Origin of the sequence: Sulfuricystis thermophila, from assembly GCF_004323595.1 — a bacterium.
Lineage (GTDB): Bacteria > Pseudomonadota > Gammaproteobacteria > Burkholderiales > Rhodocyclaceae > Sulfuricystis > Sulfuricystis thermophila.
Map to the genome: position 1 here is coordinate 2102628 of NZ_AP019373.1, position 15311 is coordinate 2117938.

General features: G+C 61.8%; 13 protein-coding genes. 5 read left to right on the forward strand and 8 right to left on the reverse strand.

Features of this window, described 5'->3' with window-relative positions:
* From trpD to trpC, 4 genes are read left to right on the forward strand one after another with little or no spacing between them, the layout of a single operon-like run.
* Complete coding sequence (gene trpD / locus M52SOB_RS10630) at nt 1-1032, forward strand: anthranilate phosphoribosyltransferase (RefSeq protein ID WP_131111783.1); 1032 nt, start codon at nt 1-3, stop codon at nt 1030-1032.
* Between the two features lie 27 nt (nt 1033-1059).
* Nucleotides 1060-1305, forward strand: coding sequence for a type II toxin-antitoxin system HicB family antitoxin (locus M52SOB_RS10635; RefSeq protein ID WP_131111784.1), 246 nt, complete (start codon nt 1060-1062; stop codon nt 1303-1305).
* A complete protein-coding gene (locus M52SOB_RS10640; RefSeq protein WP_131111785.1) occupies nt 1286-1492 on the forward strand; it encodes a type II toxin-antitoxin system HicA family toxin in 207 nt (68 codons plus the stop codon). The genes M52SOB_RS10635 and M52SOB_RS10640 overlap by 20 nt, the downstream gene beginning before the upstream one ends.
* On the forward strand, nt 1489-2334 hold the full coding sequence (gene trpC, locus M52SOB_RS10645; protein WP_131111786.1) for an indole-3-glycerol phosphate synthase TrpC: 846 nt from the start codon (nt 1489-1491) through the stop codon (nt 2332-2334). Before M52SOB_RS10640 ends, trpC begins: the two co-directional genes overlap by 4 nt.
* A gap of 193 nt (nt 2335-2527) precedes the next feature.
* Here the strand turns inward: trpC and fba are convergent, their stop codons facing one another.
* The 7 genes from fba to M52SOB_RS10680 form a co-directional block, all read right to left on the reverse strand.
* On the reverse strand, nt 2528-3592 hold the full coding sequence (fba, locus tag M52SOB_RS10650; RefSeq protein WP_126446485.1) for a class II fructose-bisphosphate aldolase: 1065 nt from the start codon (nt 3590-3592) through the stop codon (nt 2528-2530).
* A 38-nt stretch (nt 3593-3630) separates the two neighbouring features.
* Nucleotides 3631-5067 carry a pyruvate kinase gene (gene pyk / locus M52SOB_RS10655; protein ID WP_131111787.1) on the reverse strand — a complete coding sequence of 479 codons (1437 nt, stop codon included), beginning with the start codon at nt 5065-5067 and terminating at the stop codon, nt 3631-3633.
* Nucleotides 5068-5114: 47 nt separating this feature from the next.
* Nucleotides 5115-6299 (reverse strand): phosphoglycerate kinase, encoded by a 1185-nt coding sequence (locus tag M52SOB_RS10660; protein ID WP_131111788.1) that lies wholly within the window; start codon nt 6297-6299, stop codon nt 5115-5117.
* 85 nt (nt 6300-6384) lie between these two features.
* Nucleotides 6385-7389 (reverse strand): type I glyceraldehyde-3-phosphate dehydrogenase, encoded by a 1005-nt coding sequence (gene gap, locus M52SOB_RS10665; RefSeq protein ID WP_131111789.1) that lies wholly within the window; start codon nt 7387-7389, stop codon nt 6385-6387.
* A gap of 27 nt (nt 7390-7416) precedes the next feature.
* Entirely contained in the window at nt 7417-9432 is a 2016-nt protein-coding gene (gene tkt / locus M52SOB_RS10670) for a transketolase (RefSeq protein ID WP_131111790.1), read from the reverse strand.
* 69 nt (nt 9433-9501) lie between these two features.
* The gene (locus M52SOB_RS10675) at nt 9502-10380 is read right to left on the reverse strand and encodes a phosphoribulokinase (protein ID WP_131111791.1); all 879 of its coding nucleotides are present in this window, start codon (nt 10378-10380) and stop codon (nt 9502-9504) included.
* 29 nt (nt 10381-10409) lie between these two features.
* A complete protein-coding gene (locus tag M52SOB_RS10680; protein WP_131111792.1) occupies nt 10410-11447 on the reverse strand; it encodes a class 1 fructose-bisphosphatase in 1038 nt (345 codons plus the stop codon).
* 548 nt (nt 11448-11995) lie between these two features.
* Here M52SOB_RS10680 and M52SOB_RS10685 point away from each other — a divergent pair.
* On the forward strand, nt 11996-12916 hold the full coding sequence (locus tag M52SOB_RS10685) for a CsgG/HfaB family protein (RefSeq protein ID WP_131111793.1): 921 nt from the start codon (nt 11996-11998) through the stop codon (nt 12914-12916).
* A 50-nt stretch (nt 12917-12966) separates the two neighbouring features.
* On the opposite strand, the gene M52SOB_RS10690 is transcribed toward M52SOB_RS10685, so the two are convergent.
* The gene (locus M52SOB_RS10690; RefSeq protein ID WP_348542193.1) at nt 12967-15306 is read right to left on the reverse strand and encodes a nitric oxide reductase activation protein NorD; all 2340 of its coding nucleotides are present in this window, start codon (nt 15304-15306) and stop codon (nt 12967-12969) included.
* Between the last annotated feature and the right edge of the window lie 5 nt (nt 15307-15311).

Here is a 15311-nt window from a genome sequence, read left to right on the forward strand (position 1 = left end):
ATGATCACACCTCAGCAAGCGCTCCAGCGCACCATCGAACATCGCGAGATCTTTCACGACGAGATGCTGCACCTGATGCGGCAGATCATGAAGGGCGAGGTCTCGCCGGTGATGATCGCCGCGATCCTCACCGGCTTGCGCGTGAAAAAGGAAACCATCGGCGAGATCACCGCCGCGGCGAAGGTGATGCGCGAGCTCGCCACCCGGGTCGAGGTGCCGCACAACCCGCATTTCGTCGACATCGTCGGCACCGGCGGCGACAGCTCGCATACCTTCAATATCTCCACCGCCGCCGCCTTCGTTGCGGCCGCGGCGGGTGCCACGGTCGCCAAGCACGGCAACCGTAGCGTGTCGTCGAAATCCGGCGCCGCCGATGTGTTGGAAGCCTTGGGCGCGAAGATCGATCTTCAGGCGCCGCAGGTGGCCGAATGCATCAAAACGACCGGCATGGGTTTCATGTACGCGCCCAACCACCATCCGGCGATGAAGAACGTCGCGCCGGTGCGGCGTGAGATGGGCGTGCGCACCATCTTCAACATCCTCGGGCCGCTCACCAACCCGGCCGGCGCGCCCAATTCACTGCTCGGCGTCTTCCATCCAGACCTGGTGGGTATCTGCGTGCGCGTGATGCAGGAGCTCGGCGCGCAGCACGTATTGGTCGTCCATGGCAAGGACGGCATGGACGAAATCTCGCTCGGCGCCGCGACGATGGTCGGCGAATTGAAGGACGGCGAGATTCGCGAATACGAAATCCATCCCGAAGATTTCGGGCTGGCGATGATCGCCACGCGCAACCTGCGCGTGGCCGATGCCGCGGAATCGAAAGGAAGGCTCCTGGGCGTGCTGCACAATCAGCCGGGTCCGGCTTTGGAAATCGTTTGCTTGAACGCCGGCGCGGCGCTTTATGCCGCCAACCTCGTCCCCGACATCGCCTCGGGCATCGCACGCGCACGAGAGACCATCGAAAGCGGCCGTGCCTTGGCGAAGCTCGAAGAATTCGTCGCCTGCACCCGCCAGCTCGCCGGTTGTTAGAATCGACCCATCCTTCAGATTGTCGCCATGCAATATTCCATACTCATCGAAGCCGTCACCGATCCGGACTTTCCGCCAGGGTATTACTACGCGCATATTCCGGCCCTCGACCTGACCACCCACGGCCTGGGCATCGATGGGGCCAAGGCGGCCGCGCGCGAGTTGCTCACGGCGTGGGTCGAAGAAAGAAAGGCTCGCGGCGAGCCGATTCCTCGCGAGATGGATTCGTATTTCGCGCACGTCGAACTCGACGATGCCCTGGTCGGCACGTGAAATCCTGCGCCGCCTGTTGCGCGCCGGTTTCGTCGAGGTGCGGCAGACTGGCTCGCACAAGATTTTGCGTCATCCGGATGGCCGAATGACTTACATTGCAATGCATCCGGGTGACGTGCCAACTGGCACCTTTCGCAGCATACTCAAGCAGGCCGGCCTCAGTCCTGAGGAATTCAACCGTTTATGAGCGATATCCTGAACAAGATCCTCGCCGCCAAACGCGCGGAAGTCACCGCCGCGCAAGCCGCCAAGCCACTCGCAGCGGTCCGCGCCGAGGCCGAGGGTCAGCCGGCTCCGCGCGACTTCGTTGGCGCGATCCGCGCAAAAATCGGCGCTGGCGGGAATGAGGACGTCCCGCCGGGCGCCGACTCAACTCGCAAAGTCGGCGCTGGCGGGACGGCAGTGATCGCCGAAATCAAAAAGGCCAGCCCCTCGAAAGGCGTGATCCGGCCGGATTTCCGTCCTGCCGAGATTGCTGCGGATTATGAGCGCCATGGCGCCGCCTGTCTGTCGGTGCTCACCGACCGGCAATTCTTCCAGGGCGCGCCCGAATATCTGCAGCAAGCCCGCGCCGCCTGCTCTCTACCGGTGCTGAGAAAGGACTTCATCATCGACCCGTATCAGGTCTATGAAGCCCGTGCGATGGGGGCGGATGCGATCCTCTTGATCGTCGCCGCACTCGAAGACAGCCAGATGCGCGAACTCGAAGACCTCGCGCTCTCGCTTGGTATGGCCGTCTTGGTCGAAAGTCATGACGCGGGCGAAGTCGACCGCGCGCTCAAGCTCAGGACGCCACTCGTCGGCATCAACAACCGCAACCTGCGCAGCTTCGAGGTGAGCCTCGATACCACACTCGCGCAGCTTCCCCGCATCCCGTCAGACCGCATCGTCGTCACCGAATCCGGCATCCTGCAGCCCAGCGATGTCGCGCTGATGAAGGCGCATGGGGTGCATGCCTTCCTGGTCGGCGAAGCCTTCATGCGCGCGCCCTCGCCCGGCGCTGAACTCGCGCGGCTGTTCCAGATGTAAAAGGGCCGCTTGCGCGGCCCTTGTTGTCCACTCTGACTGGGAAAGCTCAGAGCTCGTGAAAAAATTCGTCGCGAGCGCAGCCAGGTTGGGGGAGGCCGGAGCGCAGCCACCGGAGTGTATATGGCAATACACGAGGATGGCGAGCACCGCCCGACCCCAAGATGGCAAGCGCAGCAGAATTTTTCACGAGCGCTTATTTGATGACAGCGGTCAGCTCACCCTTCTTATACCGCTCGGCCATCTTCTCGAGCGGGATCGCCTTGATCTTGCTCGCCATGCCGGCGCAACCAAACGCCTCGTAACGCGCCTTGCAGATTTCCTTCATCGCCTTTCTGGCTTCGGCGAGATATTTGCGCGGGTCGAAGTTCTTGCGGTCGGTATTCAGGTAACGGCGGATCGCGCCGGTGGAGGCCATGCGGAGATCCGTGTCGATGTTCACCTTGCGCACGCCGTTCTTGATACCCTCGACGATTTCCTCGACCGGCACGCCGTAGGTCGCGCCCATTTCGCCGCCATTCTCGTTGATGATCTTGAGCCAGTCCTGCGGTACGCTCGACGAGCCGTGCATCACCAGGTGGGTGTTGGGCAGCTTGGCGTGGATTTCCTTGATGCGGTCGATCCTGAGCACCGCGCCCGTGGGCGGACGGGTGAATTTGTAGGCACCGTGCGAGGTGCCGATCGCGATCGCCAGCGCATCGACGCCGGTGAGTTTGACGAACTCGGCGGCTTCGTTCGGGTCGGTGAGCAATTGATCGTGCGAGAGCTTGCCCTCGGCGCCGTGGCCGTCTTCCTTCTCGCCCTGACCGGTTTCCAGCGAGCCCAGGCAACCCAGCTCACCCTCGACGGAAACGCCGATGGCATGCGACATCTCGACCACCTTGCGGGTGACCTCGACGTTGTATTGGAAGGTGGAAGGGGTCTTCGCGTCCTCCATCAGCGAGCCGTCCATCATCACGCTGGAGAAGCCGGAACGGATCGCCTGGATGCAGATCGCTGGGCTCGCGCCGTGGTCCTGGTGCATGACGATCGGGATGTCGGGATGGGTTTCGATCGCGGCTTCGATGAGCTTGCGCAGGTAAGCTTCGCCGGCATATTTGCGAGCGCCGGCCGAACCCTGCATGATGACCGGGCTGTTGGTTTCCTCGGCGGCCTCCATGATGGCCTGGATCTGTTCGAGGTTGTTGACGTTGAACGCGGGCAGGCCATAGCCGTGTTCGGCAGCATGGTCCAGTAGTTGGCGCATCGATACGAGTGGCATGGAAGTCTCCTCTTCGCTTGGGTTGATGTACGGTTGAACTAGGCGGGACGGTGTTCGCCGACCCGGATGATTTTCAGGGTATTCGTGCCACCGGGCTGGCCGATCGGTTCGCCACAGGTGATGACGATCAGGTCGCCGACCTCGACGGCGCCGGCACGGATCAGCTCTTCCTCCGCCTCGAACAGTTGTTCGTCGCGATCATGCCCCTGGTAACGGGTCATCAGGGGATACACGCCGCGATAGACAGCGACTTTGTAACGCGTGCGGATGTCGTTCGTCAAGGCATAGATCGGTACATTGCAGTTGAGCCGGGAGATCCACAGCGCAGTGGAGCCGGTCTGCGTCAGCGCAGCGATCGCCTTGACCTTCAGGTGGTGGGCGGTGAACAGGGCTGCCATCGCGATCGACTGATCGATGCGGGTGAACACCAGATCGAGGAAATGACGATCGAGCGCGGCCGGGTCCATCGACTTCTCCGCTTCATAGCAGATGCGCGCCATCGCCTGCACGGTCTCGACCGGATATGCGCCTGCGGCGGTCTCGCCCGAGAGCATCACCGCATCGGTGCCGTCGAGCACCGCATTGGCGACATCCGACACTTCGGCGCGCGTCGGCACCGGTGAGTGGATCATCGATTCCATCATCTGCGTGGCGGTGATGGCAAACTTGTTCATTGCCCGCGCCTGACGGATGATCTTCTTCTGCAGTGCCGGCACGGCGGCATCGCCGACTTCGACGGCCAGATCGCCGCGTGCCACCATCACGCCGTCACAGGCGTGGAGGATGTCGTCGAGATTGTCGATCGCCTCGCGACGCTCGATTTTGGCGATCACCAATGCCTGGGAGCCCGCCTTGCCGAGCAGCTTGCGCGCCAGCCGCAGATCGGCCCCGCTCTTGGGGAACGAGACGGCGACGTAATCGACCTGCAAGCCCGCGGCGCTCTGGATGTCTTCCATGTCCTTGGGCGTCAGCGCCGGCGCCGACAGTCCGCCGCCCTGCTTGTTGATGCCCTTGTTGTTCGACAACTCGCCGCCCTGACGCACCACGCAGTGGATCTCCGCCTCCTGCACCGAGAGGACCTCCATGACGATGCGACCGTCGTCGAGCAGCAGGATGTCGCCCGGCACGACATCGTCGACCAGTTCAGGGTAATCGAGGCCGACGCGCTCAGAGTCGCCCAGCGTGCATTCCGCATCGAGAATGAAGTGCTGGCCGGGCTTGAGCACGATCTTGCTGCCGGCGAACTTGCCGATGCGGATCTTCGGCCCTTGCAGGTCGGCCATCACCGCGATGGTGCGGCCTTGTCTGCGCGTCGCTTCATGCAATCGTTCGAGTCTCAGACGATGATCGTCGAGGCTGCCGTGCGAAAAGTTGAGGCGTACGATGTCGATACCGGCAGCAACCAGCCTGTCGATCGTCTCGGCATCGGTCGAGGCCGGGCCGAGTGTCGCGACGATTTTGGTGGCACGTTGCATGGAAGGGATGACGGGCCGCACGCTGGCGGCCCATTCTGCGGTGGGTTTCAGCCTTGGGCGCGCTTTTCGAGGATCTCGACGGCCGGCAACACCTTGCCCTCGAGATATTCGAGGAAGGCGCCGCCGGCGGTGGAGATGTAGGACACCTTGTCGTAAATCCCATACTTCTGGATCGCGGCGATGGTGTCGCCGCCGCCGGCGAGCGTAAAGGCCTTGGTCGCGGCGATCGCCTCGGCGAGCTTCTTCGTGCCGTTGCCGAACTGATCGAACTCGAATACGCCGACCGGACCATTCCACACCACGGTGCCCGCCTGCATGATGATGTCGGCCAGCTGCTGGGCGCTCTTCGGGCCGATGTCGAAGATCATGTCGTCATCCGCCACTTCATCGGCGTTCTTCAGCACCGCCGGCTCGTTGGCATCGAAGTTCTTGCCGACGACGACATCGACGGCGATCGGAATCGAGGCGCCGCGCTTGGCCATCTTTTCCATCAGGCTCTTGGCGGTGGGAATCAAATCCGTCTCGCACAATGACTTGCCGACGTTCTTGCCAGTCGCGGCCAGGAAGGTGTTGGCGATACCGCCGCCGACGACGAGCTGGTCGACCTTTTCCGACAGCGCTTCGAGGACCGTCAGCTTGGTGGAGACCTTCGAGCCACCGACGATCGCCACCATCGGCCGCGCCGGGTTGGCCAGCGCCTTGTCGAGCGCTTCGAGTTCCTGGGCGACGAGGATGCCGGCGCAGGCCACCGGCGCGAACTGGGCGATGCCGTAGGTCGAGGCCTCGGCACGATGCGCGGTGCCGAAGGCATCCATGACGAAGATGTCGCACAGGGCGGCGTATTTCTTCGCCGTCTCCTCGGCGTTCTTCTTCTCGCCTTTGTTAACACGGCAGTTTTCCAGCAGCACGACTTCACCGGGTGCGACCTCGAAGCCGCCATCGACCCAGTTCTGGATCAGGCGCACCGGCTTGCCGAGCTTGGCAGACATCACCTCGGCTACAGGCGCGAGCGAATCTTCCGGCTTGAATTCGCCTTCGGTCGGCCGCCCCAGATGCGAGGTCACCATCACCCGGGCGCCCGCCTTCAGCGCGAATTCGATGGTCGGCAGCGAGGCGGTGATGCGCGCGTCGGAAGTGACCTTGCCGTCCTTGACGGGCACGTTCAGATCGGCGCGGATGAAGACGCGCTTGTTCTTGAGATCGAGGTCGGTCATGCGGATGAATTTGGCCATTGTTGTCTCCCAAGTCCTATTTTCGAAATCAACCACTGAAGCATTGCGCCGTGATGACGGCGCAACGCTTGGATGGCGGATCTCCTTACTTGCTGGCGACGTGCTTCACGAAGCGCAGCATGTTGCAGGTGTAGCCGTACTCGTTGTCATACCAGGACACGACCTTGACGAAGGTCGGATCGAGCTGGATACCGGCTTCGGCATCGAAGATCGAGGGCTGGCTGCAACCGCGGAAGTCGGTGGAGACGACCTTCTCGTCGGTGTAGCCGAGCACACCCTTCAGCGGACCGGATTCCGAGGCTTCCTTCATCGCCTTGCAGATGTCTTCGTAAGTGGCTTCCTTGAGCAGCTCGACGGTCAGGTCGACCACGGAGACATCGGAGGTCGGTACGCGGAAGGCCATGCCGGTGAGCTTCTTGTTGAGCTCCGGGATCACCTTGCCGACGGCCTTGGCGGCACCGGTCGAGGACGGGATGATGTTTTCCAGAATGCCGCGGCCACCGCGCCAGTCCTTCGAGGACGGGCCATCGACGGTCTTCTGCGTTGCGGTGGCGGCATGCACGGTGGACATCAGGCCGCGCTTGATGCCGAACTTGTCGTGCAGCACCTTGGCGACCGGCGCCAGGCAGTTGGTGGTGCAGGAGGCAGCCGAGACGATGGTCTCACCGGCATACTTTTCATGGTTCACACCATAGACGAACATCGGCGTGTCGTCCTTCGACGGCGCCGACTGGACGACTTTCTTGGCGCCCGCGTCGAGGTGCTTCTGGCAGGTTTCCTTGGTGAGGAAGAAGCCGGTCGATTCGATCACGACATCGACGCCGACTTCGCCCCATTTGAGGTTGGCAGGATCTTTCTCGGCAGTCAGGCGGATCTTCTTGCCATTGACGACGAGGTTGTTGCCGTCGACCTTGATGTCGCCGTTGAAGCGGCCATGCACGGAGTCATACTTCAACATGTAGGCGAGATAGCCGGGTTCGAGCAGATCGTTGATGGCGACGACTTCGAGCTCAGGAAAATCCTTGGCGATGGCGCGGAAGGCCATGCGGCCGATGCGGCCGAATCCGTTGATACCGACTTTGATGGTCATGAGAGTTTCTCCTTGGTCTTGATTTGATCAAATGAATTGCTCGACGGCCTTCACGACGTTCGCGACGGTGAAGCCGAACTCCTTGAACAGCACGCCGGCCGGGGCGGATTCGCCGAAACGGTCGATGCCGATCACCGCGCCTTCGCCGCCGATGTATTTCCACCAGCCATCGGTGACGCCGGCTTCGACGACGATCTTCGGCAGCCCCTTGGGGAGCACGCTGTCTTTGTAAGCCTGGTCCTGGCGGTCGAAGGCATTGGTGTTCGGCATCGAGACGACGGTGACTTGGATTTCCTGCTGGGCGAGCGTCTCCTGCGCCTTCAGTGCCAGATCGACTTCGGAGCCGGTGGCAATGATCACCGCGCGCGCATTGCCCTTGGCCGGCGACAGCACATAACCCCCCTTGGCGATGTTGGCGATCGTCGCGGCATCACGCTTGATGAACGGCAGGTTCTGGCGCGACAGGCAAAGTGCAGTGGGGCCGTTGCGCTTCTCGACCGCCTGGGTCCAGGCGACGATGGTCTCGACGGTATCGCACGGCCGCCAGACATCCATGTTCGGGATCAGGCGCAGCGTGGCGATCTGCTCGATCGGCTGGTGCGTCGGGCCGTCTTCGCCGAGACCGATCGAGTCGTGCGTGAACACATAGATCACACGCTGCTTCATCAGCGCCGACATGCGGATGGCGTTGCGCATGTATTCGGAGAACATCAGGAAGGTGCCGCCGAAGGGCAGGATGCCGCCGTGCAGCGCCATGCCGTTCATGATGTGCGCCATGCCGAACTCGCGCACGCCGTAGGAAATGTAATTGCCCGGCTCCTTCTGGAAGACGTGCTTGCAGCCCGTCCAGTTGGTCAGGTTCGAGCCGGTGAGGTCGGCCGAGCCGCCGACGAATTCGGGGAGCGCGGGTGCCAGGGCATTGATCGCGATCTGGCTCGCCTTGCGCGTGGCGACGGTCTCGGCCTTGGCGTTGATCGCCTCGATGGCCTGCCGCACGATCTCTGGCCAGTTGGCGGGCAGCTCGCCGGCCATGCGGCGCTTGAATTCGGCAGCCTCGGCGGGATACGCCTTGGCATAGTGCTCGAATTTGCGGTTCCAGTCAGCTTCCAGCACCGCGCCCTTTTTCCTCGCATCCCACGCTTCATAGACTTCCTGGGGGATTTCGAACGGCGGGAAGTTCCAGCCGATGTGCGGGCGTGCGGCGGCGATTTCGGCCTCGCCCAAGGGTGCACCATGCACGTCATGCGTGCCGGCCTTGTTGGGTGAACCCGCGCCGATGATGGTCTTGCACTGGATGAAGCTGGGTTTGTCGGTGACGCTCTTCGCTTCCTCGATCGCCCGGTGGATCGCCTCGGGATCGTGGCCATTGACGTTACGCACCACGTGCCAGCCATAGGCCTCGAAGCGCTTGCAGACATCCTCGGTGAACCAGCCCTCGACATGGCCGTCGATCGAGATGCCGTTGTCGTCCCAGAAGGCGGTCAGCTTGCCCAGACCCCACGTGCCGGCGAGTGAACAGGCCTCGTGAGAGATGCCTTCCATCAAACAGCCGTCGCCGAGGAACACCCAGGTGCGGTGATCGACGATCTCATGCCCCGGCTTGTTGAACTGGGCAGCCAGCAACTTTTCGGCCATCGCCATGCCGACGGCGTTGGTGATGCCCTGCCCCAGCGGGCCGGTGGTGGTCTCGACACCCGGCGTATAGCCGTATTCCGGATGACCCGGCGTCTTGCTGTGCAGCTGGCGGAACTGCTTGATGTCCTCGATCGTCAGGTCATAGCCGGTCAGGTGCAGTAGGGCATAGAGCAGCATCGAGCCGTGGCCGTTCGAGAGCACGAAACGGTCGCGGTTGGCCCATTTGGGATTGGCCGGGTTGTGCTTGAGATGATGGTTCCACAACACCTCGGCAATCTCGGCCATGCCCATCGGCGCGCCGGGATGGCCCGACTTGGCCTTTTCGACGGCATCCATGGCCAGTGCGCGGATCGCGCTGGTGAGGTTGTTGAAGACAGGGGGTTCGAAATCGCTGAAGGTTGCAGACATGAAATTTTCCTCCCGGGGAAACGCGTAATTATGCGCGATTCCCCTCGTTCGTGGTTTGCGTGTCTATGCTCAGATCGCCATCGCGCGGCGCTTGTTTTCCATCAGGCGCAGGATCATCGGCGTGAAAATCAGCTGCATCGCCAGTTCCATCTTGCCGCCCGGCACGACGATGACGTTGGGGCGCGACATGAAGGAATCGTGGATCATCGACAGCAGATATGGGAAATCGATGCCCTTCGGGTTGGCGAAGCGGATCACGACGAAGCTCTCGTCCGGGGTCGGGATATCCTGGGCGATGAACGGGTTCGAGGTATCCACGGTCGGCACGCGCTGGAAGTTCACATGCGTGCGCGAGAACTGCGGGGTGATGTAGTTCACATAGTCGGGCATGCGGCGCAGGATCGTGTCCACCACCGCCTCGGTCGAGTAACCGCGCGCCCCCTTGTCGCGGATCAGCTTCTGGATCCATTCGAGGTTGATGATCGGCACCACGCCGACCAAGAGATCGGCATGCTGGGCGACGTTCACCTTGTCGGTGACCACTGCGCCGTGCAGGCCCTCGTAAAACAGCAGATCGGAGGGCGGCAGGTCCTGCCAGGGCGTGAACGTGCCCGGCTCCTGGTTCCAGGGCGCAGCTTCCTCGTGGTTGTGCAGGTAGTAGCGGCGCTTGCCGGTGCCGGTCTCGCCGTATTGCTTGAACAGCTGCTCGAGCAGTTCGAGCTCGTTGGCCTCGGGGCCGAAGTGGCTGAAGTGGTTGTTGCCCTTCTTGGCCTGCTCGGCGGCCACTTCCTTCATCTGCTTGCGATCGTATTTATGGAAGGAATCACCCTCGATGATCGCGGCGGTGATCTTTTCACGGCGAAAAACATGCTGGAAGGATTTCGTCACCGTGGACGTGCCTGCGCCGGACGAGCCGGTGATGGCGATGATGGGGTGCTTGACCGACATGTGCGTCTCCTGGAGAAATGAAACGAATCCTAGCGGAACAGGCTGCGGGTCGAGAACAACGGCATGTCGTAGCTCTCCAGATCCTTGCCCTCGATGTATTCCTGATGATAGCGGTGGATGCGCTCCACCTCTTCCTTCGAACCGAAGATGAACGGCGCACGCTGGTGCAACTCGGACGGTTTGATGTCGAGAATGCGGTTTCTGCCGGTGATTGCCGCACCGCCGGCCTGTTCGATGATGAAAGCGATCGGGCTGGTCTCATAGATCAGACCCAGGCGACCGCCCTGCCCGCGGGTGCGTTCGTCATGCGGATAGAGGAACACACCGCCGCGCGTCAGGATACGGTAGGCCTCGGCGACCAAGGACGCCACCCAGCGCATGCCGAAATCCTTGCCGCGTGGGCCATCCTTGCCCTGCATACACTCATGCACATAGCGGCGCACCGGCGGTTCCCAGTATTTCTCGTTCGACGCGTTGATCGCAAACGTCGATGCCTCGGTGGGAATCTTGATCTGCGGGTGGGTGAGTATGTACTCGCCGATCTCACGGTCGAGGGTGAAGCCATCCACGCCGTGGCCCGTCGTGAGGATCAGTCGTGTCGAGGCGCCATACTGGACGATGCCTGCCGCGAGCATTTCCTTGCCGGGCTGCAGGAAATCCTCTTCTTTGGGTTTGCGCTTCGGATCGGGCGCGCGCATGATCGAAAAGATCGTGCCGGTCTGGAAATTGATGTCGAGATTGCCCGAACCATTGAGAGGATCGAACGCCAGCAGATACTTGCCGCGCGGCTGGGCCTGGACGATGCCATCGATGTCCTCGGAAGCCATAGCAGCGAGATGGCCCGTCGCCATCGCTGCCTGGAGCATGACATCGTTGGCCAAGGCCTCGATCTTTTGGTTCAACTCCTTGCCGGAGGCGATCAGCGCACCCTTGCCGACCACGTTGGCGATCACCTTGCTCGCCGTAGCGATATCGGTGAGCAGGCCGGTGAAATCCCCGGTCGTACCGGGAATCTTCCGCTGAAATTCGTTCATGAACTGGGACAGCGTAACGCGCCCTGTTTCCATGTTCCCCTCCTAATCGTTGGCCGCCAGTGAAAAACGACTTATTCTAGGTATCTGCAGGCCGCATTCCCATGCCCGAGAAAAATCCCCGCCCCCGCCTTACGGAGGGGGCGGGGCAAAACTGGCTAAACGCCAGAGGGAGTGGAGAAACGGTTAGCCGGCGACCTGCTCTTCCAACCCGACTCAAGCAGGGCCGCCGTGCAGATAAGCGGACTCTAAAGAACAGCACCCATAAGAACAAGTCACTTTTTCTTATGGTGTGAATAAGACGATTACCGCTGCAGCGCAGCATCTCGTGGGATTGTCCGCTCGGCACAGGATGACAACTGGAATACAGCCACCTATAATCGGCGCCGTCAAACTGCTGCAGAAGGGGTTTCCAAGCCCTCAAAAGGGTGCCCTGAACATCTTCAGCGGTTTTTGACGACTCCAGCGGTTGGCATAGTTGGGTTGGGGATTTTTTTCGCGCCTACCCATGGTTTTCGCGCCTACCCATGGTGCGAGCTTACTTGCCAACTTGGACTCGACAACTTCAAGAAGGGGAGCTTTCCATGCCTGCTTTTCGTTACTCCATCCCGAGCGCAATATTCATAGCCTTGTTTATGGCTGGCTGCGTCAGCACCGGGCCTACCATCGGCTCCAAGGATGCAGAAACCGTGGCCACTGGCTCTGCAGCCGGGTCCTCTGCTGAAAATGCCAACACCCAGCTCGAAAAATGCGATAGCCCGTTAGGTACTGCAGCACTGGTCGAGGAAACCACTGCAGACTGGTATCGTATTTTCACCACTGAATACAAGCTCGGTTCGACTACCCCCGTGCTGCGTTTGCTCATGCAGCAAAGCAATTGCTTCGTCGTGGTCGAACGTGGCCGCGCCTTCCAAATGATGGAACGCGAACGACAGATTGCCGGAGCGGGTCAAGCCCGGGCTGGCAGCAATTTCGGTGGTGGTCAGATGGTTGCGGCGGATTACAGCATTTCTCCTGAAGTTCTCGTTTCTGCACGCAATACGGGTGGCGCTGGGGGTGGTTTGGCGGGTGTCAGCGGCGGACTGGGACTCATTGGCGCAATCGCCGGTTCAATCCGCACCAATGAGGCAGCCGTGATGCTGACCTTGATCGACAACCGATCCGGCGTGCAGATTGCAGCTTCTCAAGGCGCTTCCAAGAACACCGACTTCAGTCTCGGTGGTTTGCTGATCGGCGGCGGCGCAGGCGCCGGTCTCGGCGGTTATTCGAATACCCCTCAGGGCAAGGTCGTCGTCGCGGCTTTTACCGACGCCTACAACCAGATGATCCGCGCTTTGCGAAATTACAAGGCACAGCAGGTCCAAGGGCAGGGATTGGGCACTGGCGGCAAGCTGCAGGTCGATGGCGCACCCGCGCCAGCACCTGCCCCTGCACCGACCACCAAGCCGAAAACCAAGTCCTCGACTAAAAAGGTTACGTCTTCTACCAGCCAGACGGCCCAATAGCTTTCTTTTGCCCTCGCACCAGCGCCGACTATCGGCGCTGGCGTTTGTTTTCATTTCGTCAGGCTCAGGTAAAGCATCGGCAACTGCTCAGGCAGCCGCTCGATCCGATCGAGCACCCGCCAGCGGTGGCCGAAGATCTCGCGCACGTAGTCGTCGGCCTTCGGATCGAGCGAGAGACAAAAGCTCGCAATCCCCTGCGCATCGAGCTCTTCGACGGCCCTCTTTGCATCCGCCTTCAGATGCTCCGGATCGGTGACGTCGATGTCGGCCGGTTCGCCGTCGGTCAAGACGAGCAAGATACGTTTGTCGGCCTTGCGGGCGGAAAGATAATGCCCGGCATGCCGAAGCGCCGCGCCCATCCGGGTCGAAAAGCGTGCCTGCATCGCAGCGACGCGGGCCTTCACCGTGTCGTCCCAGCGTTCTGAAAAGCCCTTGAGGTGCAGATAGCGCACCTCGTGGCGCGTGTTGGAATGAAAACCGGCGATCGCCAGCGGGTCGCCGAGGCGGTCGATCGCCCAGGCGAGCAATGACACGGCCTCCTGGCCCAGTTCGAGGATGGTTTGTGCCGTGCCGCCAGCGCCGACCTCTCGAGGTGAGTCGGCGCCCGGCGGGACGCTCCGATTTCCGCCAGCGCCGACTTTCTGATTGAGCGATTCGGAAAGATCGACGAGCAACAGCACGGCGATATTGCGGCCATCGGTTCGATGACTCATGTTGATGCGCGGCTCCGGCTGGCTGCCGGCCTTGAAGTCGATCAGCGAGCGGATCGCCACGTCGAGATCGAGCTCGCTGCCCTCCTCCTGATAGCGGATGCGCACCTTGTCCTGCGGCTTCAAAAGATCGAGCAAGCGCTTGAGATGCTTGGCGAGCGCGGCATGTTTGGCGAGCAAGCGATCGATGTCCGCCGGATTGCCCGACGGATGCAGCGCTTCATAGACACTCACCCAGTCGGGGCGATAGGTCTTCGATCCGTAGTCCCATTCCGGATAGTGGCGCGGCGGCAGGCCGACGATTTCGGACTCCTTCGCCAGCCGCCTGTCGGGATCGTCGAAGAATTCCTCGTCGTCGGAATCCTCGATGTAGCGCCACAGATGCCGGTTGTCGTCGCGGTAATCGACCTCGGTGTCCTCGAAGCGCACCTTCGGCAACTGGTCGCTCTGGCGGCGTGTCTTCGCGACATAGGCGAGCGCAAGCTCGGCGATTGCGGTAGTGTTCGACGTACCGGAAGCCAGCAGCGCATGAAAGCGCGCCACCGTCTCATTGATCGCCGCTTCGCGGTAGCCGTGCGCCGGATCGAGGCAGGCGCGCGAGAGCATCGCCAGCCGGTGACGCAGGCAGGAGGTGGTTTCGGGATCACAGGCATCCTCCACGGGCTTCGGATGCAGCGCGAGGAAGATGCGCGCCAATCCCGGGTATTCGCGCATCAACAAACAATCGATGCGCGCGTCCTCGAGAAATTCGACCGCCAGGCGCTGGAACGGACTCCAGTTGTCGGCGATCTGGGCCTCGCTCCAGCGCCGGTGGCCGACCATGTGAGCCAGCGTCGCCCGATAGCGGTCGATGCCGGAGACACCGCGAGCGTCGTCATAGACGTCAGGAACGCGCAAACCCAGCTTGTCGAAATAAGGCATCGGCTTGCGCAGCTCATCGAAGGCCGTCGAATAGGGCACCAGATGGTCGGCCTCATTCCACAGCCCGCGCAAGTAGAGATCGAGCTGGCGTTCGACGTCGGCAAACAAGGTGCCATGTCGCTCCCGTTGCAAGACCGCGCGGCTGTCGGCCAGCCGCAGCGCGAAATAGTCTTGCTGGCGTTCCGGATGGTGACCGTAGTTGCGGATGCCGTATTCGACCCAGTTCTTGAGCCCTTTCAGGCTCAACACGTCGAGCAGCCTGGGCGCCTGCTCGAAGAAGTGCGGCAGTCCCGGACTCGGGAAGGTTGCATGATGGCCGTGGATCGAGCCGGTGGTGCGCATCATCAGCTCGCGTGCGATGGCGAGATAGGTTTCGAGCTGTTCCTGCGATTGCAGCCGCCGTGCCACCGCGGCGAGGGTTTGCAAAAAAGCACCGATCGCCTTGCCGTTGGGGGATTTTTGCATTGCCCGCACGAAGTCCATCACGGCAGGCAAGGCCGCCATACCGACCGCGCGCACGACCGACGGCCACTCTTCGAGGAACACCAGCATCGGCTCCGGCCCGCGGCCGAGCTTGCCCAGGTATCGCGCCGCATCGAGATAGGCATCGAAGTCGGAGCGCTCGATGACGAGCAGGGCCTCCGCCATCATTTCCTCGAACACCTCGGCGACTTGCGGAAAGCGCGTGTCGAGGCGCGCCCAGTATTCCCGCATCAGCGGGTGCTGGTAGCTGGTAAGCGCCGGATCGGCGGACGACACGGCCA